Source organism: Phenylobacterium sp., assembly GCF_031360265.1.
Taxonomy (GTDB): domain Bacteria; phylum Pseudomonadota; class Alphaproteobacteria; order Caulobacterales; family Caulobacteraceae; genus Phenylobacterium.
Map to the genome: position 1 here is coordinate 1 of NZ_JANMBF010000113.1, position 21,719 is coordinate 21,719.

Annotated in this window: 21 protein-coding genes; 6 read left to right on the forward strand and 15 right to left on the reverse strand. The window is 69.0% G+C overall.

Annotated elements, in window-relative coordinates; translation table 11 throughout:
* Window positions 1-76: 76 nt before the first annotated feature.
* The 3 genes from RMN86_RS10315 to RMN86_RS10325 form a co-directional block, all read right to left on the reverse strand.
* Window positions 77-1,921: a gamma-glutamyltransferase family protein gene (locus RMN86_RS10315; protein ID WP_309605759.1), complete on the reverse strand. Its 1,845-nt coding sequence runs from the start codon at window positions 1,919-1,921 to the stop codon at window positions 77-79.
* A gap of 280 nt (window positions 1,922-2,201) precedes the next feature.
* Window positions 2,202-3,575, reverse strand: coding sequence for a sulfatase-like hydrolase/transferase (locus tag RMN86_RS10320; protein WP_309605760.1), 1,374 nt, complete (start codon window positions 3,573-3,575; stop codon window positions 2,202-2,204).
* Between the two features lie 92 nt (window positions 3,576-3,667).
* Window positions 3,668-4,378, reverse strand: a complete 711-nt coding sequence (locus RMN86_RS10325) for a sensor histidine kinase (RefSeq protein WP_309605761.1) — start codon at window positions 4,376-4,378, stop codon at window positions 3,668-3,670.
* 239 nt (window positions 4,379-4,617) lie between these two features.
* Here RMN86_RS10325 and RMN86_RS10330 point away from each other — a divergent pair, with 239 nt between their 5' ends.
* Window positions 4,618-5,646: a TIM44-like domain-containing protein gene (locus RMN86_RS10330; RefSeq protein WP_309605762.1), complete on the forward strand. Its 1,029-nt coding sequence runs from the start codon at window positions 4,618-4,620 to the stop codon at window positions 5,644-5,646.
* A 9-nt stretch (window positions 5,647-5,655) separates the two neighbouring features.
* On the opposite strand, the gene RMN86_RS10335 is transcribed toward RMN86_RS10330, so the two are convergent.
* The 6 genes from RMN86_RS10335 to RMN86_RS10360 all read right to left on the reverse strand — a co-directional run bounded on the left by RMN86_RS10335 (window position 5,656) and on the right by RMN86_RS10360 (window position 9,583).
* Window positions 5,656-6,849, reverse strand: a complete 1,194-nt coding sequence (locus RMN86_RS10335; RefSeq protein WP_309605763.1) for a trypsin-like peptidase domain-containing protein — start codon at window positions 6,847-6,849, stop codon at window positions 5,656-5,658.
* Window positions 6,850-6,910: 61 nt separating this feature from the next.
* A complete protein-coding gene (locus RMN86_RS10340; protein WP_309605764.1) occupies window positions 6,911-7,255 on the reverse strand; it encodes a VOC family protein in 345 nt (114 codons plus the stop codon).
* A 46-nt stretch (window positions 7,256-7,301) separates the two neighbouring features.
* Window positions 7,302-7,967 (reverse strand): methyltransferase, encoded by a 666-nt coding sequence (locus tag RMN86_RS10345; protein ID WP_309605765.1) that lies wholly within the window; start codon window positions 7,965-7,967, stop codon window positions 7,302-7,304.
* A gap of 49 nt (window positions 7,968-8,016) precedes the next feature.
* Window positions 8,017-8,364 (reverse strand): helix-turn-helix transcriptional regulator, encoded by a 348-nt coding sequence (locus RMN86_RS10350; protein WP_309605766.1) that lies wholly within the window; start codon window positions 8,362-8,364, stop codon window positions 8,017-8,019.
* A gap of 307 nt (window positions 8,365-8,671) precedes the next feature.
* Window positions 8,672-9,046, reverse strand: a complete 375-nt coding sequence (locus RMN86_RS10355; protein ID WP_309605767.1) for a BlaI/MecI/CopY family transcriptional regulator — start codon at window positions 9,044-9,046, stop codon at window positions 8,672-8,674.
* Between the two features lie 9 nt (window positions 9,047-9,055).
* Window positions 9,056-9,583, reverse strand: coding sequence for a MotA/TolQ/ExbB proton channel family protein (locus RMN86_RS10360; protein WP_309605768.1), 528 nt, complete (start codon window positions 9,581-9,583; stop codon window positions 9,056-9,058).
* Window positions 9,584-9,720: 137 nt separating this feature from the next.
* On the opposite strand from RMN86_RS10360, the gene RMN86_RS10365 reads away from it, so the two are divergent.
* Window positions 9,721-10,353, forward strand: coding sequence for a PEPxxWA-CTERM sorting domain-containing protein (locus RMN86_RS10365; RefSeq protein WP_309605769.1), 633 nt, complete (start codon window positions 9,721-9,723; stop codon window positions 10,351-10,353).
* Here RMN86_RS10365 and RMN86_RS10370 read toward each other — a convergent pair.
* Together RMN86_RS10370 and RMN86_RS10375 are read right to left on the reverse strand one after the other, a co-directional pair.
* Entirely contained in the window at window positions 10,350-11,279 is a 930-nt protein-coding gene (locus RMN86_RS10370) for a fatty acid desaturase family protein (RefSeq protein WP_309605770.1), read from the reverse strand. The two genes, RMN86_RS10365 and RMN86_RS10370, sit on opposite strands and share 4 nt — an antisense overlap.
* 57 nt (window positions 11,280-11,336) lie before the next feature.
* A complete protein-coding gene (locus tag RMN86_RS10375) occupies window positions 11,337-12,356 on the reverse strand; it encodes a UbiA family prenyltransferase (protein WP_309605771.1) in 1,020 nt (339 codons plus the stop codon).
* 380 nt (window positions 12,357-12,736) lie between these two features.
* Between RMN86_RS10375 and RMN86_RS10380 the strand changes: the two genes are divergently transcribed.
* Both RMN86_RS10380 and RMN86_RS10385 read left to right on the forward strand, forming a co-directional pair.
* Window positions 12,737-14,524, forward strand: coding sequence for an ABC transporter ATP-binding protein (locus RMN86_RS10380; RefSeq protein WP_309605772.1), 1,788 nt, complete (start codon window positions 12,737-12,739; stop codon window positions 14,522-14,524).
* A 258-nt stretch (window positions 14,525-14,782) separates the two neighbouring features.
* Window positions 14,783-15,058: a hypothetical protein gene (locus tag RMN86_RS10385; RefSeq protein WP_309605773.1), complete on the forward strand. Its 276-nt coding sequence runs from the start codon at window positions 14,783-14,785 to the stop codon at window positions 15,056-15,058.
* Window positions 15,059-15,169: 111 nt separating this feature from the next.
* On the opposite strand, the gene RMN86_RS10390 is transcribed toward RMN86_RS10385, so the two are convergent.
* From RMN86_RS10390 to ppk2, 3 genes are all read right to left on the reverse strand, one after another.
* Window positions 15,170-16,375 (reverse strand): winged helix-turn-helix domain-containing protein, encoded by a 1,206-nt coding sequence (locus RMN86_RS10390; protein ID WP_309605774.1) that lies wholly within the window; start codon window positions 16,373-16,375, stop codon window positions 15,170-15,172.
* A 163-nt stretch (window positions 16,376-16,538) separates the two neighbouring features.
* The gene (locus tag RMN86_RS10395) at window positions 16,539-17,510 is read right to left on the reverse strand and encodes an aldo/keto reductase (protein WP_309605775.1); all 972 of its coding nucleotides are present in this window, start codon (window positions 17,508-17,510) and stop codon (window positions 16,539-16,541) included.
* A 14-nt stretch (window positions 17,511-17,524) separates the two neighbouring features.
* The gene (gene ppk2 / locus RMN86_RS10400) at window positions 17,525-18,289 is read right to left on the reverse strand and encodes a polyphosphate kinase 2 (protein ID WP_309605776.1); all 765 of its coding nucleotides are present in this window, start codon (window positions 18,287-18,289) and stop codon (window positions 17,525-17,527) included.
* Between the two features lie 47 nt (window positions 18,290-18,336).
* Here ppk2 and RMN86_RS10405 point away from each other — a divergent pair, with 47 nt between their 5' ends.
* Together RMN86_RS10405 and RMN86_RS10410 are read left to right on the forward strand one after the other, a co-directional pair.
* On the forward strand, window positions 18,337-19,086 hold the full coding sequence (locus RMN86_RS10405; protein ID WP_309605777.1) for a 16S rRNA (uracil(1498)-N(3))-methyltransferase: 750 nt from the start codon (window positions 18,337-18,339) through the stop codon (window positions 19,084-19,086).
* Window positions 19,087-19,176: 90 nt separating this feature from the next.
* The gene (locus RMN86_RS10410) at window positions 19,177-20,547 is read left to right on the forward strand and encodes a glutamate--cysteine ligase (RefSeq protein WP_309605778.1); all 1,371 of its coding nucleotides are present in this window, start codon (window positions 19,177-19,179) and stop codon (window positions 20,545-20,547) included.
* A 344-nt stretch (window positions 20,548-20,891) separates the two neighbouring features.
* Here RMN86_RS10410 and RMN86_RS10415 read toward each other — a convergent pair whose 3' ends face one another.
* Window positions 20,892-21,386: a hypothetical protein gene (locus tag RMN86_RS10415; protein WP_309605779.1), complete on the reverse strand. Its 495-nt coding sequence runs from the start codon at window positions 21,384-21,386 to the stop codon at window positions 20,892-20,894.
* Window positions 21,387-21,719: the final 333 nt, after the last annotated feature.

Below are 21,719 nucleotides of genomic sequence, written 5' to 3' on the forward strand. Positions count from 1 at the left end.
CGGGGTAAAGCGGATGCGGTAGGCCGCTTCATCGACCCGGTGGCGCACCCCGTCGATCCAGCCGAAGCAGAGCGCCTCATCGACACTCTGCGGCCAGGTGATCGAGGCCCGGTCGGAGCCGACTTTCCAGAAGCCGACCGAAAGCGCGCAAGCCGTGGCGTGGTTGGCCGCCAGCCAGGCGCGCCACGCGGCGGGGGTGGCGAAGAAGTGGGGCTCCATCAGTACGCCAGCGCCACGCCGTCCTTGCGCATCTCGGTGGCGGCGGCGTAGCGGCCGGGCCAGCGCTGGATCGCCTGGTAGCCGCCGGCACGCCGGTCTCCAGGTTCAGCGTCCCCAGCGGGCCCAGGTCCTCGCCGGTCGGCTCATGGCCGCCGTCGTGGTGCCAGCGCGGCGCGTCGCCCGCCTCCTGCAGGCCGAGATCAAAGTCGACGATGTCGGAGATAATCTGCGCCTGGCCCTGGGGCTGCATGTCGCCGCCCATGACGCCGAAGGACAGCAGCGGCTCTCCGCCCTGGGTGGCGAACCCCGGAATGATCGTCTGGAACGGCCGCTTGGCCGGCGCATAGACGTTGGGATGGCCGTCTGAGAGGGCGAAGAGCTCGCCCCGGTTCTGAAACATGAAACCCAGGCCGTCGGGCATCAGGCCCGAGCCCATGCCGCGATAGTTGGACTGGATGATCGAGATCATCATGCCGTCCCTGTCGGCGACGGTGAAATAGGTGGTGTCGCCGTGGCCGGGCGCCTGGCCCGGGTGGACGGGAAGGAGGATGCGGTCGGGGCGGATCAGTCTGGCGCGCGCCTTGGCGTAGTCGGCCGAGAGCAGCCAGTCGATCGGCGCCTTGTAGAAATCCGGGTCGGCGTAGAACCGGGCGCGGTCCTCGAACGCCAGCCGCTTGGCCTCGACGCCGTGATGGATGGCGGCCGCCGACTGAAAGCCCATGCCGCGCAGGTCGAACTGCTCCATGATCTTCAGCGCCTGCAGGGTCGCCAGCCCCTGGCTGTTGGGCGGCAGGCCCCAGACGTCGACGCCGCGATAGTTGATGCTGGCCGGCTCCACCCATTCGCTGTGATGGGCGGCGAGGTCGGCCCGGGTGATCCAGCCGCCGATCCGCCGGAAGTAACGCTCGATGGTCTGCGCGATCTCGCCTTCGTAGAAGGCCCGCCCGCCCCCCTCGGCGATCAGCCGATAGGTCTTCGCCAGCTGCGGGTTGCGGAACACCTCGCCCTCGCGCGGGGTCTTGCCGTCCTTGACCCAGACCGCGCGAAAATTATCGGTCTCCTCGATGTGGTTCTCCGGCCGGGCGAAGGCCCGCTCCGACGCGCCGACGTAGAAGGCCACGTTCTGGACCATGGGGGCGCCGTCCTCGGCATGGCGGATCGCCGGCGCGAACAGATCCTTCCACGGCAGTTTCCCGAACCGCTGGTGGAGCGTCCACCAGGCGTCGACCGCCCCCGGCACGCTGACCGAGACAGCGCCGAAGGAATTGATCAGGCCCCTGTCGTTGGCGCGCCGGCGCTGCTCGGCCAGGCTCAGGCCCCGGGGGCTGCGCCCCGATCCGTTCAGACCCAGGACCTTCCTGGCCTTGGGATCCCACAGCAGGACGAAACAGTCGCCGCCTATGCCGCAGGAGATCGGCTCGCCGAACCCCAGGATGGCGTTGGCGCAGATCGCCGCGTCCACCGCTGAGCCCCCGGCCTTGAGCATCTCGATGGCGGCCTGGGTCGCCAGGGGATGGGCGGTCGCCGCCGCGCCATGCAGGCCCCAGGCGGCGGACCGGCTGGCCCAGGTCGCTCCGTCGATCCGGTCCCCGCCGCGGACATCGGGCCGGTCGCGGTTGGGGTTCTCCCGCCGGCTGGTGGCGAAGGCGCGACCTGCCAGGGCGGCGGCGGGAGCGGCGGCGAGGAATGTGCGGCGGCGCATGGGGCGGGGTTCCGGTGACTTGTCGAGACGGTGTTAGCAGATCGGGTGCAGCGGGCGAACGGGTCGGCCCGATCCATCGCTGTCGCTTAGGCGGGATCAGGGAGATGGAAGATCCGTCGCTGCGGCTGGCGTCGCTGCTTGACCCGAATCGGGGATGCGGGCGCGCCTAGAGCCCTTCCCACTCGGGTTGGATCAACCTGAGTGGAGGAGAAGGGCTCCAGATATAGCGACGACCCTGTTCATTCCCGGCTGACTTGATTCAAGTCAGCCGGGACAGGGTCTAGTCCTGGAGACCGCGCAGCTGCGCCTGCATTGCCTTGAAAGCCTCCGGAATATCCTTGTGCCGGAAGGGGGCGAACTCGGCCTTCGCCGCGTCGAGCCGGGCTTTCATGGCCTTGGCGACCTCGGGATGACCGGCGGCGACGCTGTAGTTCTCCGCCCGCCCGCCCTTCAGGTCATAGAGCTCCTGATAGGTGAACAGGGACAGCGGCAGCTTGCGGCCGCGGTAGTAGAGGGCGTCGACGTACTTCCAGTCCTGGGTGCGGATGGCGATCGGAACCTCGTTGTCGAACAGCACGATCTGGTCGTGCGGCGAGGCGGCGCCCTGGCTCAGGACGCTGGTGATGTCGCGCCCGTCCAGGGTGACGCCGTCCAGCGGCGCGATCCCGGCGAGCGCCAGGAACGTCGGCAGGAGGTCGATGCCGCTGATCATCGATGACACCCGTCGGCCGGCGGGGAATCGGCCCGGAGCCCAGGCGACAAACGGGACCCGATAGCCGCCATCGTAGCCGCCGCCGCCCTTGCGCTCGCGCAAGGCCCCCGGGGAGCCCTCGAACCAGGGGCCGTTGTCGGACGTAAAGATCACCACCGTGTCGCGATCGAGCTTCAGCGCCTTGAGCCTGGCCATCAGCCTGCCGACGATGGAATCGATCTCCTGGACCACCGCGCCATAGGGACCGGCGTCGGTGTTGGCGTCGAAGGGGGCGTGCGGGTTCTCCGGCAGATGCGGCGCGCTCAGCGCCAGTTCGACAAAGAACGGGCGGTCCTTGTTGGCCTCGATGAAGGCCTCGGCGTGGGCGTAGAACTGCTGTTGCAGCTGGGGATAGTCGACCTCGGACCTGGCCACCTGATCGGATCCGGCGTGAGCCTCGTAGAGCGCCAGAGGCTTCATGTCATGGCTGTAGGGAATGCCGAAGAAAGTGTCGAAGCCGTGCTTCGTCGGTGGCCAGGCGGGGCCCAGATGGCCCAGGTGCCACTTGCCGAACAGGCCGCTTACGTAGGCCGGCTTGAGCGCCTTGGGGATGGTGATCTCGCTGAGCGGCAGCCCGCGATCATCCTGCTGCATGATCACCTCATAGCCGAGGCCGCAGCGCACCGGATAGCGGCCGGTGAGCAGGCCCGCGCGCGAGGGGCTGCAGAGATTGGCCGGCGCATAGTAGTCGGTGGCGACCACCCCTTCGCGCGCCATGCGCTCCAACGCCGGGGTCTTCAGCCCGCCCGGGCCATAGAGGCTGACGTCGCCGTAGCCCAGGTCATCGCAGAGCACGACGATGAAGTTGGGTGGCCGGCGCGACGGCGCGGCGGCCTGGGCCGGCGCCGCCAGGGTCGCGAGCGCCGCGGCGCCGGCGCCTCGTAGCAGGGTTCTGCGCCGCATGACCGCCTCGCTCAAAGGTTGCTCGCCGACAACATAGGCCCGAACAAGCGGCGCAATCCACGCCGGAAACCCGACGTTGCGCCGGCGCGTCCTCAGGTGGGGGCGAAGGAGCGGGGACCGCGCCCCGCCGGAGCCGGCAGCGGCAGGGTGATGGTGAACCGCGCCCCATGGTCGTTGGCGGCCTCGAGGGTTCCGCGCAGTTGCCGCACGACGGCCTCAAGGATGGTCATTCCCAGGCCCTGTGACCCCGAAGCGCCACCCCGGCTGGAGAGAAATTTGCGCCCCAGCCCCTCACCCTCGTCGGCGACAACTATCACCAGGCGTTCGCCGCGATGACGACAGGTCACATGCAGGACGCCGCGAGCTCCCCAGGGGTAGGCGTGTTTTGCGGCATTCATGGCCAGTTCGTTGACCGCGATGGCCAGTTGCTGGGCGACCTCGGCCGCGACCGTTACGGGATCGGAGTCCACCCTGCAGTCGAGGCCCGTGGAGTCGGCGATCAGCCGGCCAAGTTCGCCCAGAAAGGGATCGAGATCGACCCCGGCCGCCTGGGTCTGGGCGGCCAGGAAGCGGTGCATCTGGCCCACGGCCGAGAGCCGCTCGGCGGCCTCGATCAAGGCGGCGCGAGCGCTGGGGTCGCGCACCCGGGCGCGCTCGAAGATCAGAAAGTCCGCCGCCAGCTGCAGGCTGTTGGCCAGGCGATGATCGAGCTCGCGGCGCTCGTCCGCCGGGCTTGGCGCGCGCGGCGTCAGCGCCTTGCGAGGGACGGCCGCGTCCGCGTCATTGGGCCTTGCTGGATCCATGGCGCCAGCCTCCGATTGTGCGGCCCCCCGCTATCCGGTCGCCCGATCAGACCGCCAATTGGTGTAGAAGCAACCAACAAGCGCGGCCTTGGCGTCGCTTTTTCCCGCTCCTCTCGCGGTGACGGCAGAACAATCCGCGAACCGGTGTGAAATTGCTCATTGCGGATGGCCGATCTGGCGCGAGCGCGGGGAGCTCCTTACATTCCGGGCGGCGCGCCTCCGCGCGCGGAGGACTTTCGATGACCAATCTTCGGCCCCGGATCGGTGCGGCGCTCGGCATTGGCCTGGCGCTGGGGCTGCTTGCGGCGGCGCCGGCGGAGGCGCGACGCGGCGGCAGCTTCGGCAGCCGGGGCGCACGAACCTATTCGGCGCCGCGTTCGACCTCGACCTACGGCGGTTATGTGCCCCCGGTGCAGCGCTCGATGACGCCCAATAGCGGCCAGGGTTCCGGCGGCGCCTATGCGCCCCGGCCGGGGCAGCCGGGCTACGCGGCGGGGGGCTTCAACGGCGCGCGGCCCGGCCAGCGCTTTGGCGGATTCGGCGGCGGGCTGCTCGGCGGGCTGGTGGCGGGCGGCCTGATCGGCGGCCTGATGGGGCATGGCTTTGGCGGGGGCTGGGGGGGCGGAGGACTTGGCGGCGGCTTCGGCGGCGGTCTCCTGACCATTCTCATCCAGCTGGCGGTCGTGGCCTTCGCGATCTGGATGATCACGCGCTGGTTCCGGCGCCGGCGTCCGGCCTTCGCCTCGCCTTTCGCGGCGCAGCAGCCGGCCTTCGACGCCGGGGCGCCGATGTTCGGAGGCGGCGGGTTCGGCGCGAGTCCTGAGCCGGCCGCGCCCTATGTGCCGACCACCGGCCCGGCTTGGGAGATCGCCATCACGCCGCAGGATCAGGCGGCGTTCGAGGCCCTGCTGATCCAGATTCAGGAGGCTTTCGGACGCGAGGACTATGGCGCGTTGCGCGACCGCTGTACCCCCGAAGTGATGAGCTACCTCGCCGAGGAACTCAGCGACAACGCCACCCACGGCAAGCGCAACGAAGTCACCGGCACACGTCTGATCAAGGCCGACGTCGGCGAGGCCTGGCGTGAGGGCGACATCGACTATGCAACCGCGGCCATGCACTATGAAAGCATCGACCTGATGAAGGATCGCAGCTCGGGCGCGGTGCTGTCGGGCGACCCGAACCGCGCGACACAGACCACCGAGCTCTGGACCTTCGCGCGCCAGGCGGGCGCGGCGTGGAAGCTGTCGGCGATCCAGGAGACCTGAGACCCCCAGCTACCGGACGGGTTTCAGCATCAGGGCCTGCAGCGCTTCATCGATGGGGATGAAGAAGCCGATGTTGTGCGACCTGCCGTCGGGAACATAGCTGAGGTCGGTCAGCCCGATCAGCAGGCCGTGTTCGTCCAGCAGCGGCCCGCCCGAATTGCCGTGGTCGACGGCCACGTCGCTCTGGATGAACGACTGGCCCTGGAACATGCGGCTGGCGGTGGAGACGACCCCGCGGGTCAGGGTGCCGGCGAAATCGCGCTCCAGCGGGGTGCCGATGGCGTAGACGGTTTCGCCGAGCTCCACGGGTCCGTGGCGGATCGACAGCGCCCGCACCTTGGGCGGGGCGGTCCGGATCAGCGCCACGTCGCGGTGCGCATCCGAGCGCACCACCTCGCCGGCCGTCTCCGATCCGTCCGGCCAGCGGACCCGCACCCGCGCGCCTTCGGCGGCTACGTGGTGGTTGGTCAGCACATGGCCGTCCGAGGAGATCAGCACGCCGCTGCCCATGCTGGCGCCGACAAAGATCGAAACCACCGCCTTGGCGGCCTCGCCGAGCGCCATCGGTTTGCCCGAGGCCGGCAGTGGCAGGATCATGGCGGTGCGCGGCGCCCGGGGCGGCGGGAGGGCGGGGCCCGGAATTCCGCCCACCGCCTTGGCGAAGTCCTCCGAGCGGGCCAGTTGCCGGGCGTTGGCGGAAAAGGCGCCCCGCAGCGCCCGCTGCGCGCCCTTGGAGGACGAACCGGAGCTCTCAGTCTCGATCCGCGCCAGCACCTTGCCGCCAGCCGCGGCGGAGACCTGCCATTTGACCGACATGACCGTGCGGTCCGCCGGCGGGCCGAGCGCGGTCTTCTGGCAGGAGGTGGTGCGCACCCCGGCGATCTGGGCGATCACCTGGACGTCGGCCGCGCCGGCCGCGTCATCGGCCGGCTCCGGGACTGCAAAGCCCACATCGCTCAATGCCTTGCGCAGCAGCTTGCGATAGGCGTCGAGGGCGAAGGCCGCGGCGTCCGCCGCATCCCAGGCCAGGGCTCCGGCGGGCGCGCAGTCCGGGCCGGTCTGCCGTTCGCCGACCCGGTCACCGCCCCGGAGCGTCGTCTGCAGGCGGGTGAGCTCGATGCTCGGCCTGGCGCGCTCTTCGCCGTGCGCCGCCGTCGCCGCGGCGACCGCCACCCCGAGCGCTAGCCACGCCCACAATCCCATGCGGTTCCCCCGAATTGGAGTTCGAACGTACCAGACCTCGGCGAGGCTGCCAGCCCGGAAGCTAGGCCTCGCTGAACACCGCCAGCTCATTGCCGCTGGGGTCGCGGAAATGGAAGCGCCGGCCGCCAGGGAAGCTGTAGATCGGACGGGTCACCGAGCCGCCGGCGGCCTTGACCCGCGCCTCCATGGCCTCCAGGTCGGTGGCGAACAGGATCACCAGCGGCGCCGCGGCCCGGTCTTCCGGATCGGCGTTGAATCCGCCATCCAGACCCCCGTTGTCGAACGCTGTGTAGGACGGACCATAGTCGGTGAACGTCCAGCCGAACGCCCGCGCATAGAAGCCCTTCGTCGCCGGCAGGTCCACGCCGGGAAGTTCAACATAGTCGATCTTGCCGTCCACCCGCATCGCCCTGGCTCCGAAGTTGTTCTATCTTTGTTCCAAAGCTAATCGGTCAGGCGGACAGAGTCCAGACGCTGGTTCGCTTGACCGCCATGTCCTCCAGTTCGCGGGTGGTCGGAACCTGGTATTCGGCCAGCTTGGTCAGCCCCTCTTGGCGGAAATGGCTGCGGCCGGGATCGCCGATCAGCACGGTGGTCCCCGCGGCGGCGGCGGCGCGGAGCCAGGCCATGACCCGCTCGGCCATCGGCTTTTCGTAGCAGATGTCGCCGGCCAGGATGACCCCGGCCCAGTCCGGCGCCGGCGCGTCGAGCAGGTCCTCGTCGGTGAACCGGCAGGTGACTCTGTTCACCTCGGCGTTGAGCGCCAGCGCCGCGCCGCAATAGGCGTCGATGTCGGCGCAGAGCACGCTGGCGGCGCCGGCCCGCATGGCGGCGATCCCGACGATCCCCGAGCCGGAAGCGAAGTCGACGACGGCCTTGCCCATGACGGTCCGCGGGGCGTCCAGCACATATCGGGCGAGCGCCTGGCCGCCGGCCCAGGCGAAGGCCCAGAAGGGCGGCGGCAGGCCGATCTCCTCGAGCGCCTCCTCGGTGAGCCGCCAGATCGGGGTGATCTCGTCGGCGAGGTGCAGGCGCAGTTCCGGGACATGCGGCGGCGCCTGGAGCCGGGTGTTGGCGAGGATGAAGGCGCGGCGGCCCTCGGGCGTGGCGGGGATCATCCGCCTTCGTTGGCGGTTGCGCCCGCGCGGTCAACCGTTCCCGTGGACGCTATTCGGATCCGGTAAAGGTCCGGGGGCGGCCATCGCTCCGGACGGCCTCGTAGAAGTAGGCGACCGGGACATCCAACGCGACGGCGACGCTCCAGAGCTGGGCCGCGGAAATGCTACAGGCGCCGCATTCGTATTTCTGGATCTGCTGAAAGGTCACGCCGCAGGACACGGCCAGGTTCTGCAAGGTCAGGTCCATCATTCTGCGGCGGCGGCGGATGGCGAGGCCGACGCGCTCCTGGATGTGCCGGACCGTCGCCGCGGAAAAGGGCGCCGAGGTCGTGTCGACGACCGCCTGGGTCGGCCCGGAAGCCGAGGCGGCCGCGTCCGAGGCCGGGTATGCTTGCATGGACCTGCTCTCGCGCTCGAAGCGACCCCGTCCGGCAGGACGGGTCTGTCGCCTGTCTCGCCAAACTATCCCTGATCCCGGCCTGGCGCAGTTGCAGCGGCGAGCGTCGAAATGCACGAAGTTGCACGCTGGCCTGTCGCGCGGCGGGCGACCGCATACCGGTGTTGTCCGTCGACGAGGCGGTGCTGACCGTCGAAATGCTCGTAGGTCCGCCGCCTCAGCCAAGGCGCGGGGAGGCGGCGCGCCGGGATGGGCGAAGTCGCGGCGGGCGGCTGACCGCGCCGAGCCGCCCGCCAGCGATCGGGCCTCAGCGACCGTCATCGTCAAGGTCGGCGATCAGGCGCTTCAGCCGGGCGATCTCGTCAGCCGAGAGCGCGCGGCGTCGCACCCAGTGGGTCACCAGGGGCGTGAGTTCGCCGCCGAACAGCCGGTCGAGCAGGCCCTGGCTCTCCTCGGTGACATAGTCGGCGCGCTCGATCAGGGGGCGGTAGCGCGTGCGGCCCTCGACGCGCTCGGAGCTCAGCGCCCGCTTCTTCAACAGGCGGTTGATCAGGGTCTTGACCGTGGCGTCGCCCCAGCCCTGGGCGACGCCGACCTCGGCGACGATCTCCTCCGCGCCCAGGGGGCCGCGCCGCCACAGCGCCTCCATGATCTGGCTCTCGGCTGCGGAAATCCTGGCCACCGCCCGGCCTCACGATGCGACAGCGGCGGGGAGTTCGACGCCGTAGAGCCGGGCTTTCAGGTGTCGGTGGGCGATCGCCGCCACGGCGGCGGCCAGCAGGCCCAGGCAGGCGGAGAGCGCGGCTTCGGCGAGGCCTGGCGCCAGGATGCTGAGCGAGGGCGCCGGGCGGACGTTGGCGATGCCGATGAACATGTCGAGCAGATCGTAGGCCGCGCCGAAGAAGCCGATCATGGGGCCGGCGGCAGAGAGGGCCGACAGGAAGGCCACCGCTCCGGCCAGGCCGTCGGAGCGCCGCTGGCGGAGCCGTGCGAGCTGCACGATCCAGATCGCCACCGCGGCCACGGTAGAGATCACCAGGCCCGCGAACACGACCTGCACGATCGGATGGGCATTGGCGAAAATGGCCAGCCCGGTCAGTCGTTCGGCGGTCGGCACAACCGCCAGCGGCGGGTCGGCGGCGGCCACATCGGCCAGGGCGGGGGTGGTGATCAAGGACAGGGTGAACGTCATGAGGCTGCGCAGGCAGGGTTTCGACATCGGGGTTCCCTTCAAACTACGTCCGTAAACAACACGGAAATTACAGACGTAGAATGACCTGTCAAGTCCGGCGCCGGCTTTGCAAACCTCCCCGATCGTGGGGGCCGAGGTGGCCCGGAATGAAACATGGAGCGCCCATGCGCCTTCGAATGACTCTTGCGGCCACGGTCGCCGCCATCGCCACCCTCGCCGCTGCTGGCGCGCACGCCGGCACGCTGTACAGCTTCGCCGGCCCGACCGGGGAACTGCCCACCGACGTCTCGATCACCAAGTCGTTCTCGGGCGCGGCCGGCGCGGCCCAGGTCGCCTTCACCCTTGACGGCTACGCCAGCCTCGACGGTCAGAACTTCTATGAGGACGACTTCACCCTCAGCCTGAACAGCGCGCCGATCCTGTCGGGAACGTTCAACCTGGGCGGCGGCGGCGCCAACGTTGTTTTCTTCGCGCCGGTCGGAGCCAGCGTGAACAATATCTCTGGCAATGGCATGGCCGTCACCTTCGCTGGCGGCAAGGTGCTGATCTCCAGCCCGCTGACCCTGCTCGCGGGCCTGAACAGCCTGACGTTCAACTACAGGGCCCTGCCCGGCCCCGCCCATGCCGGGTTCCAGGGGACCGGCGACGAAGGCTGGGGCCTGCGCGACATCGTCGTCACCCAGGCGGCCGCCGGCGTGCCGGAGCCGGCCAGCTGGGCGCTGATGCTGACGGGCTTCGGCGGTCTTGGCGCCATGCTGCGCCTCAATCGCCGGCAAGCGGCGCTCGTCGCGGTTTAGGCCGCCTTCGAGGTCGCCACCCTGAGCATGCTGACGTAGCCCGGCGACGTCAGCATCTCCCCCATCACCCGCTTCCTGACCAGCAGGCGGTGGGCGCGGGGCAGGTTGTAGCAGGGCACATGCATGAACATGTGGTGCTCGCAGTGATAGTTCACATAGTAGGGCGCGATGAACGCGCGTTCGAGCCAGTTGGCCATCGTGGTGCGGGCGTGGCGCAGGGGATCGGGCTCGTCCTTGGCCACGCAGGCGTGCTCGGCGATGTTGCGCAGGCGCGTGACCATCGGCAGCCACGTCGCCTGGGGGACCAGCCATAGCACCGGCCACACCCACCACAGGCCGAACGGCGCGGTGACCGCGACGGTGACCGCCATGCCGATCAGGAAGCGCCGCCGCGCGAGGATGGCCTCGCCCAGGATCGGCGCAAGAGGCTCACCGGGCTTGCGGCCGGCGATCCGCTTCACAAAGCCCGACCAGCGCAGCTTGTAATAGGTCTGTCCGGTCAGATCGCGGGCGATCTTGCGCCACAGGGACTGACGCGTGATCGGGAACGGGGCCGACAGCACCAGGTCCGGGTCCTCGGTCTGCTGGGCGTATTTGTGGTGCGCCAGGTGGTAGGTCCGGTAGCCCAGGAGGCCGCCAGTGGTCAGGTGGTTGCCGACCCAGTCGTTGACCTTGAGGTTGGGATGCAGGGCCGCGTGGGCCGCATCATGCATCAGCACGGCGATCCCCAGCTGACGTGCGCCGATGATCGCGATGGCCAGGGGGATGGTGAGCGGCCAGACCACGGCCATGGCCATCGCCAGGCCGACGACGCTCCAGGCGTGGGCCAGCAGCGCCAGGCCCTTCCACCGCGAGCGCCGCGACAGGGGCGCCCACTCGTCCGGCGCGAAATAGGCTTTCGGATCGATGCGCGCGGCGACGGCCATGGCGCGATTGTAGCGCCATCCGCGCCGTTTTCACAGATGGACAGCGTTGGGCCGTGTCTAGCCGATCAGCCGGGTTCCGGCGACCAGGGCGACGAACAGGATCAATCCGGCCCAGCTGTTGGACCGGAAGAGCCGCAGCGCCCGGGCGGGATCGTCGGTGCGGACGCGGCGCGCCTGCGAGCAGAGCTGGATGCCATAGGCGATCAACAGGACGTAGAAGGCCGGGCCAAGCGCCGCCGCCGCGCCGGTCGCCAGCAGCAGGGCAAGGCTCGCCAGGTAGAAGCCGAGAATCGCCAGCGGCGCGCGCGCGCCCAGACGGCGGGCGGAGGACTTGACGCCGGCCAGGGCGTCGTCCTCCAGGTCCTGGATGGCGTAGATGGTGTCGTAGCCGAGCGTCCAGAACAGGCCCGAGGCATAGAGCAGCAGGGCCGGCGCCTGCAGCGAACTGTCCGCCAGCGCCTGGCCGAGGAACCGCCAGTCGCGGGAGGCGATCACGTCGGGGGCGACGGCGCGCCACAGGCCGGGCCCGACGCCGGTGGCGGCCGAAAAGCCCAGCAGGGCGCCCCAGTTGAAGGTCAGGCCGAGCCAGGCCTGCGGCCACCAGGTGATCCGCTTCATGAACGGATAGGCCGCCACCAGGGCCAGCGACGCCGCCCCCAGGGCCACGGCCGTCGGCGGCAGGGTCAGCAGGATGGCCAGCGAGGCCAGGCAACAGGCGATGACCAAGCCCCAGGCCTGGCGCACGCTGATCTGGCCGGCGGGGATCGGCCGCAACGCCGTGCGGGCCACCTTGGCGTCGATGTCGCGATCGACGATGTCGTTGTAGGCGCAGCCCGCCGCGCGCATCAGCGCCGCGCCAAGGAACACGTCGAACAATAGGCCAGGGTGGGGAAGTCGGTGCTCCATGGCGTCGGCCAGCGCGATCCCCTGCCAGCCGGGCAGCATCAAGAGCCAGATGCCCGTCGGCCGATCGAACCGCCCGAGCTTCAACCACGGCCGAAGCGCCGCCGGCGCGAACCGGTCGACCCAGTTTGTCGGCATGGCGTCGGGCAGGGGGGCGGTGGCGGCCATGGCCATCCTCTAATGCGCCGCGACCAGTGTGGCCACTGAGCCACCCTGCCCGGAAACCCGAACCGCGTTCGACCGCCGGCTTGACGCCTGTGAACCGCGCGCTAGGTTTGTGTTTCTGCAACCCGAAAGGAGGGCCAGGATGAAGTTCATCGTTTTCGCCGCTCCTCGACGGTTCGCCGGGCCGCCACCGCGCTTCTAACGCAACCGGACGACGTCGCCTGAGGGCCTGACCGGTCCGCGGTTCGAAGTCTTGCCGCGCGCCCGTGGTCCGCCGGAGCCATTTCCAAGGCTCCCGTTTCGCCCAGATTCAATTGCCCCGCGCCCGCCGCGCCGCCGCCCTTCAAGGGCCCTCGCGGCCTCCGGGCGCCGACCTTCGAGTTCATCCGATGACCGACCACTACGAGGACGCCGACGACACACGCGAACGCGTGTTGAAAAACCGTCAGGTCCTGGGCTTCATTTCGAAATTCTGGCTGCGCCGGCCCTGGCTGCTGGTCGGCACGGTGGCCCTGACTCTGGTGGCCATCGGGTTCGACCTGTCGCTGCCCTGGGCGGCGGGACGGCTGGTGGACGCCGTGGGGCTCGGGCCCGCCAACCCCGATCCGGCCTGGCGCGCCTGGGCGATCTTTGTCGGCGTCTATCTGGCGTTCTCGGTGATCCGCAACACCGCCATGAGGTTCTTGATCCCGATGTCCGCCAGGAACATGAAGGACATGACCGACGAGGCGTTCCAGCGGGTGCAGACCTTTTCGGCCGACTGGCACGCCGACAGCTTCGCGGGCTCGACGGTGCGCAGGCTCTCGCGCGCCATGTGGGGCTATGACGTGGTCACCGACGCGGCACTGATCTGGTTCGGGCCGGCGGCCATCGTGCTGGGCGGACTGTGCGTGATGATGGCGGTGCGCTGGCCGATGGTGGGGGCCTTCGCGCTGGCCGTGACGGTGCTCTACATCGTCTCCAACATCGTGCTGACCTCGCTTTACGCGCGGCCGCTGAACCTGAAGTCGGTCGCGCTGGATTCGCGGATCGGCGGCGCCATCGCCGACTCCATCTCGTCCAACGCCACCGTCAAGGCGTTCGGCGCCGAAGCGCGTGAGGACGAACGGATCGCCGGCGTCACCGAGATGTGGCTGCAGGCCACGATGAAGACCTGGAACCGGTTCACCGACCTCTGGCTGATCCACAACATCATGCTGGTGGTGTTGCAGGCGGGGATGACGGGCCTGCTCGTGCGGCTTTGGTCGCAGGGCCGGGCCAGCGCCGGGGACATCGCGTTCGCGATCACCTCGTTCATGCTGATGAGCGGCTATCTGCGGAACGTCGGCGACAATATCCGCATGGCGCAACGCGGGCTCGACGACAGCGAGGACGTGGCCCGCTATGCCACCATGGCCCCTCAGGTGCGCGATGCAGCCGGCGCCCCGACGTTCCGCAGCGAGCTTGGGGAAATCGTCTTCGACCGCGTGGTGTTCCGCTACAAGTCCGCCGAGCAGCCGCTCTACGATCACTTCACCCTGCGCATCGCACCCGGGGAACGGGTGGCCCTGGTCGGGCCGACGGGGGCCGGCAAGTCGACCTTCGTCAAGCTGATCCAGCGGCTCTACGACCTGGAGAGCGGCCAGATCCTGGTGGACGGGCAGGACATCGCCACAGTCAGCCAGGGGTCGCTGCGCCGCGCCATCGCCGTGGTGCCGCAGGACCCGGCGCTGTTCCACCGGAGCCTCGCGGAAAACATCGCCTACGCCCGACCCGGGGCGACCGCGGACGAGGTGGCGCTGGCCGCCCGACGGGCGCGCGCGGCCGACTTCATCGCCAGGCTGCCGGCCGGTTACGGGACCCTGGTGGGGGAGCGCGGCGTCAAGCTCTCGGGCGGCGAGCGGCAACGCGTGGCGATCGCCCGCGCCTTCCTGGCCGACGCGCCGATCCTGGTGCTGGACGAGGCGACCTCGTCGCTGGACGTGGAGACCGAGCGCCAGGTGCAGGCGGCGATGGAGGAGCTGATGGTCGGGCGCACCACCATCGTCATCGCCCATCGGCTGTCGACGATCCGCGGCGCCGACCGGATCCTGGTCTTCGATGACGGCCGCATCGTCGAGGAGGGCCGGCACGCCGAGCTGGTGCAGCGCGGCGGCGCCTATGCCCGGCTGCACGCGGTGACGGAGGGATGGGTGTAGCGCTGTCAGCGCTGCGCGGTCTACGATCCGGCGATGCGACATCCAGCATTGGCCGCACTCCTGTCCGCTCTCGCCGCGGGCGCCGCCCTGGCCGCCGACGCGCCAGACTATGGGCCGCTCAGACTCTATGACGGCGCTTGGAAGGCGACGATTCTGGATCCAGGATCCGGGGCCTCCACGGTGACGATCGCCAATAGCTGCGCCCGGGTCGGGATCAATTTCATCTGCGGGCAAAGCGTCGGCGGAGAACCCCGGGGCATGACCATCTTCCTGCCCGGCGCGGCGCGCGGCCGGTGGAAGACGCGGCACGTTTCAGCGACGGGCGAAGCTGGCGGCCCGCCGGGCGATCTCACCATCGAAGGACCCGTTTGGACATTTCTCGATCAGGAAAAGTCGGCCACCGGCGTCCTGTGGTCCCGCAACATCAACCGGTTCGGTGGGCCGGATCGCATCCACTTCGAGACGGCCACCTCGTCCGACGGCAAGACTTGGATTGCCGGGACCTCCGGAGATCTCGTGCGCGCGCAGCCCTAGAGCCCTTCCCACTCAGGTTGGCTCAACCTGAGTGGAGGAGAAGGGCTCCAGATGTAGGCGACGACCCTGTTTTATCCCGGCTGACTTGAGTCAAGTCAGCCGGGACAGGGTCTAGCCGACAACGTCGGACAAGGACCCGGCCAGGTCGCCCTTCTTCTCCACGCGTAGGGTCTCCAGCCCCAGCCAGCCCGCCATCAGCTTCAGCTCGGCCGCAAGGCGAAGCGGCGTCGCATCCGTCGCCCAGGGTTCGGCATGGCTGGCCTGAACGACCAGGGTCCGCGCCTTGCGGTCGGCCTTGAGATCCACCCGGGCGGTCAGCGCGTCGCCCTCGAGGAACGGCAGGACATAGTAGCCGTGGGTGCGCTTGTCGGCGGGGGTGTAGATCTCGATCCGATAGCGGACGCCGAACATCCGCTCGGTGCGCTCGCGGAACCAGATCAGGTTGTCGAAGGGCGACAGCAGGGCCTGGGCGTCGATCCGGCGCGGCCAGCGGGCCGCGGGGTCCAGGTAGGCGGGTTCGCGCCAGCCGTTCACGCGCACCGGCAGCAGGGAGCCGTCCTCCACCAGCTCGGCCAGACGCGCCCTGGCGCCCTCCACCGGCATGCGGAAATAGTCGCGCAGGTCCTTGGCCGTGGCGACCCCCATGGCCCGGCCGGCGATCCGCAGCAGTTCACGCTGGGCGTCCTCGCGGCTCGGGGTCGGCGCATCGACGATGGCGCGGGGCAGCACGGTTTCCGGCAGGCCATAGACCCGCTCAAAGGTCCCGCGCCGGGTCGCGGTGGTCAGGTCTCCGGTCCAGAACAGGCCCTCGACCGCGCGCTTGGCCTCGCTCCAGCCCCACCAGCCGCCCTGGCCCTTGTGGCCCATCTCCAGCTCCGAGGCCGACATCGGTCCGCGCGTGGCGATCTCGCTCAGCACCTTTTCCACGAACTCGGCGCGTTCGCGACGGAAGCGCGCGACACCCTTCCACAGGCCGACCCCGTCGCGCGCGTCCTGCATCCGCCAGCGGAACAAGGGCTGGGAGGTCAGCGGCAGGAGCGAGGCTTCGTGCGCCCAGTATTCGAACAGCGGTCGTTTGCTGGCCCAGGCGACCTCTTCCAAGAGCTCACGCCGATAGGCGCCCAGCCGCGAGAAGGCCGGCAGATAGTGGGTGCGCGAGACGACATTGACGCTGTCGATCTGGATCACGCCCAGCCGCTCGATGAGCGTCAGAAGCTGGCGCTTGGTTACAGGTCCGCTGGGCCGGGGCGCGCCGAAGCCTTGGGCCGCGAGCGCGATGCGGCGAGCCTCGGCGGCCGTGAGCATGTCCTTCAGCATCGGTCCGGCCGTCCCCCCCAGTCGTCCCTTCGAGTCGTCAGCCAGAAGGTAGGATTCGAACAAAGAAAGAACAACAATCCGATTGGCAATGGTTAACGGCCGCGCCCGCCCGCCGTGCTCCTCGGAACAGAAGATGAATCAGAGGTTAACAGCCAAGGTTATCTCAACCGGCCAGGCCCAGCGCATCGATCGCCGCCATCTGCGCCGGGTCGAGCGGTCCGGCGGCCTCGGCGGCCAGGCACTGGGCCAGCTCGATGCGGTTCTTCACACCCAGCACGACGGTGTCGATGTCCGGCAGGCTGAGCGCGTAGCGATGCGCGATATAGGCCGGATCCTCGCCCCACAGGTTGCAGAGCGCGCGATAGGGCTGGGCGCGGTCGAAGTCGGCGCGGTCGGGACTATTGGGCGACAGCTCGCGGTCGACGCCTGAGGTCAGGGCTCCGGCCTGCACCGCGCGAATGCCCATGACGCCGACCCCCCTGGCGCGGGCGGCGGCGGCTATCCGGCGCGGGCCGGCAGGCTCGGAGAAGCGGCGCAGGGCGCCGGCGCTGTCCATCAGGTTGGCGATGACCTGCACCGCATCCGGCCGCGGAGTCTGGTCCATCGCGGCGAGCACGGCGGTGGGCACGCCGATGCCGGTGATCCCCCAGCCGCCGATCCGGCCCCGGGCTTTCAGGCGCTCGAAGGCCGGGACCACGGCGTCGCGATAGACCGAAAGCGCGGTGGAGAACTCCTCGCGCCGGCTGTCGCCGTGGGCATAGGAAAACCCGTCCTCGTGCAGATTGGAGTGCAGAAAGAACAGGTCCACCCGGTCGAGCCGCATGGCGGCCAGGCTGGCCTCCAGGGAGGCGGTCAGCAGGGCCTCGACCGCGCCCGGCGGCGGGGAACCCAGAGCGCATTTGGTGGTGATCGCGACACCCGGCGGCAGGCGGCCGGCGAACACCTCGCCGATGAATCCCTCGCAGGCGCCGTACATCGGCGCGGTGTCCAGAACCGTGATGCCGCCGTCGACGGCGGCTTTCAGCGTCGCCATGGCCTCATCCCGGCTGGTCGGGCCCCAGACCTGGCCGATGCCGCCGCCGCCCAGCGTCAGCCGGCTGACCGGTCCGAGCGGTCCGAGGGGGGCGGTCTGCATGATCGGGCTTCCTGCTATCTGGCGAGCCGGCCGTCGGTGAGGGCCTGGGCCTCGAACTCGAAGACCACATCGGGGTCGGGCTTGTCGACGGCCTTGAAGATCGCCTTGGGCGCGAGCAGATTCAGCAGGTAGCGGATGGTGTTCAGTCGCGCCGCCTTCTTGTGGTCGGTGCGCACGATCACCCAGGGGGCGGCGTCGGTGTGGGTGCGGCGCAGCATCTGGTCGCGGGCTTCGGTGTAGTCGTCCCATTTTTCTTCGGCCAGGGCGTCGAGCGGGCTGACCTTCAGCGCTTTCAGGGGATCGTTGCGCCGGGCCTTGAGGCGCTGGGCCTGCTCCTCGCGGGAGATGTCAAGCCAGAGCTTGACCAGCCGCAGGCCACTGCCCGCCAGCATCGCCTCGAATCCCGAAACGTCGCGCAGGAAGGTCTCGTGCTCGGCCGGCGTGCAGAACCCCATCACCGGCTCGACGCCCGCGCGATTGTACCAGGAGCGGTTGAAGAGCACCACTTCTCCGGCCGCCGGCAGGTGGTGGACATAGCGTTGGAAATACCACTGGGACTGCTCACGGTCCGAGGGCCTGGGCAGGGCGATGGCGCGGGTGTTACGCACCGACAGGTGCTCGGTGATGCGCTTGATCGCCCCGTCCTTGCCGGCCGCGTCCCGACCTTCGAAGATCACCAGGATCTTGCCGCCCGCCTTGATCTCCGCCTGCTGGAACCGCACCAGGGCGGTCTGCAGGCGCTCAAGTTCGTGATCATAGTCGTCAGTGTGCTTGGTCATGCCGGAACCCTATGCCCGATGAAGGCCGTGGCGCTACAACGGCTCAGATGATCCGTCTGTTCATTCCCCACGATCTGGCCGCCGGCGCGGAGCTGGCCCTCGATCCCGGCCAAAGCCGATACCTCGCCGCCGTCATGCGCCAGGCGGTCGGCGACGAGCTGCTGGCCTTCAATGGCCGCGACGGCGAGTGGCGGGTGCGGATCACGGCGGTGACCAAGCGAGCGGTCGCCGTGCGGGCGGAGACGCTGGCCCGGCCTCAGGCGGTTGGGCCGGACCTCGACCTCATCGTGGCGATGGTCAAACGGGGCCGCGTCGAGACCATCGTCGAAAAGGCCGCGGAGCTGGGCGCGCGCCGGGTGCGGCTGGTGACCACCGAGCGGACCAATGCCGACCGGGCCCGCGTGGATCGGCTGACGGCCGTCGCCATCGAGGCGGCCGAGCAGACCAGGCGGCTCGATGTGCCGCAGGTGTTCGAGCCGGTGAAGCTGGAGGCGCTGATCGCCGGTTGGGAGCCGACCCGGCGGCTGCTGTTCTGCGACGAGGCGGGTGACGCTCCGCCCATCCTCCACGTGCTCACCCCTGACCCCTCCCCGCAGGGGGGAGGGGAGCCTTGGGCGATCCTGATAGGTCCGGAAGGTGGTTTCTCGCCACGCGAAAGACAGACACTTCGAGCCCTGCCCTACGCGATCCCCGTCTCGCTGGGACCGCGGATCCTGCGCGCCGACACCGCCGCCATCAGCGCGCTGGCGCTCTGGCAGGCCGCGCTGGGCGACTGGACCCCCAAAGCCGCCCCTTGAGCTTGCCGCGATTGCGCCCACCTAGAACTCCGACGTAGAGAGCACAGCCGCGCGAAAACAGGCTGCGGACCGGGTTGGGGGAGAAACTGCATGGCCGAGAGCGCCGCCGACGATCGGCCCCTGACGTTCGAGGACCTGGTGGCCTGGTTCGACAAGGGCTCCAAGCCCAAGTCCGACTGGCGCGTCGGCGCCGAGCACGAGAAATTCGTCTTCCGGCTGGGGACCCACGACCCTGTCGCCTATGCGCCCGCCCCGCCGGAGCAGGGCGGCATCAAGGCGCTGCTGGACGGCCTGACGCGGTTCGGCTGGGCGCCGGTGACCGAGGCCGGCGCCGTCATCGCCCTGGAACGCGGCAAGGCCAATGTCAGCCTGGAGCCCGGCGGCCAGTTCGAGCTTTCCGGCGCGCCGCTGGAGACCATCCACGACATCTGCGAGGAAACCGGTCAGCACCTGACCGAGGTCAAGACCGTCGCCGACGAGCTCGGGGTCGGTTTCCTGGGCCTGGGTTATACGCCTGAGTGGCGGCGCGACCAGGTGCCGGTGATGCCCAAGGGCCGCTACAAGATCATGCGTGAGTACATGCCCAAGGTCGGCGGCATGGGCCTGGACATGATGTTCCGCACCTGCACCGTGCAGGCCAACCTCGACTTCGGCTCCGAGGCCGACATGGTGGCCAAGTTCCGGGTCAGCCTGGCGCTGCAGCCGGTGTGCACGGCGCTGTTCGCCAATTCGCCGTTCAAGGAAGGCAAGCCGTCCGGTTTTCTGTCGGCACGGGCCAACGTCTGGACCGATACCGACCCCGATCGCACGGGCATGCTGGATTTCGTCTTCGCCGACGGGTTCGGCTTCGAGACCTACGCCAACTATGCGCTGAACGTGCCGATGTATTTCGCCAAGCGGGGCGACCGCTACATCGACCTGTCCGGCCGCTCGTTCCGCGACTTCATGGACGGCAAGCTGGCCGAACTGCCGGGCGAACGGCCGTCGATCAAGGACTGGGCCGACCACACCACGACGATCTTTCCCGAGGTGCGGCTGAAGCAGTACCTGGAGATGCGCGGCGCGGACTCCGGGCCGTGGAGCGCGCTCTGCGCCCTGCCGGCGCTGTGGATGGGGATCTTCTACGACAGCGCTGCCCTGGCCGCCGCCTGGGATCTCTGCAAGTCCTGGAAGATCGAGGATCATGAGCGTTTGCGCGCCGACGTGGCGCGCGTGGGCCTGAAAGCCGAGATCGCCGGCCGCTCGGTGCAGGACGTCGCCAAGGACATGCTGGCCATCGCCCGCCAGGGCCTGAAGCGCCGCAACCGGCTCTCCGGCGGCATGGTCGACGAGACCAACTACCTTTCCCAGCTCGACGAGATCGCCGACAGCGGGATCACCCAGGCCGAGCGCCTGCTGGACCTCTACAACGGCCCCTGGGCCGGCGACGTCAGCCAGGTGTTCGACAGCTTCGCCTACTGAGGCGCCCAGGTCCTCCCCCAGGGCGAAGCCCGATTGAGGGGGAGGTGGCTCGAGGCGCAGCCTCGAGACGGAGGGGGTTGAAGCCCATCCACCCACCCGCTCGTCATCCCCGGGCTTGTCCCGGGGACCCATACGCGCCTGAGTCACCGTAAGCGCGCGGCCTCGCCCAGGCCCACCTTCAGCTTCAGTGTTTATGGGTCCTCGGGACAAGCCCGGGGATGACGGTCTTCCGGAGAGAGTGAGCCAGATCTCGGAAGCCGACCTGTGGCTTAGACTGCGCCTGCCGCAACCCAGACCACTCGGAAGTCTGCGACAGGAGAAAGCGGACCGGTACCCGACACGCCTCAAACCGCATTCCGCGAAAGTCCAGAGATCAAGGTCCAAAGGAGAAGACCTGCTCCGGAGACTAAGATGGCCAGGATGCCGCTACTGGCCGTTGCCCATATCCAGAATTTCATGGGCTGTTCAGTTCGGCGGACTGGCTCGGCGCCTCGCCGGCTCCAGCCCCCAATCTTGAACAGCATCCAGAGCCGGAACCCGTGCAACACCGCGACCTCCGCCGCAACTATCGCGAACCCGGCCAAAATCACAGTGGTGGTCCGATATTCAGCAAACGACGCAATCAGACCGACCGCGACAATTGCGAAGCCAATCGAGCCCGACGCCCACGTCAGCATTCGTGCTCGCCAGTACAGGACGAAGGCTTCGCCCGTGGCTTTCCCTGGCCAGTCCCGCGCTACCTGTTCTGCCAAGCCTTTCGGCGACCACAAGCCAAGCAGCACTGCCCGCACCTTTTGGATGCGCGATGCATTCGTCGCTTCAATGGGACGAGTTAACATTTGAGGAACGTACCTGTCGTTCTCGATCGGAACAATTGGCGGTCGCCAGACCTGCTAGCTAGATGCCCGCGACGGGTCGGATGTGAAAAATCACCGCACCGGCAATGAGCGGATATCGACGATTTTCGACCGCCCGGCCTTGACAACGGGCTTCATATGTTCTATCTCTGTTCTAAACCATGACCAGCCTCAATCCCCGCAGCCGACAGCTCTCCGACATGGCCGATTGCGCCTATCGGCTGGGCGTGGCGTTCGGGGCGGCGGCCGAGGCGGCGCTGGGCACGGACCGGTGGCTGCCCTTCTTCAACGCCTTCGATCGCTGCTTCTTCTCAA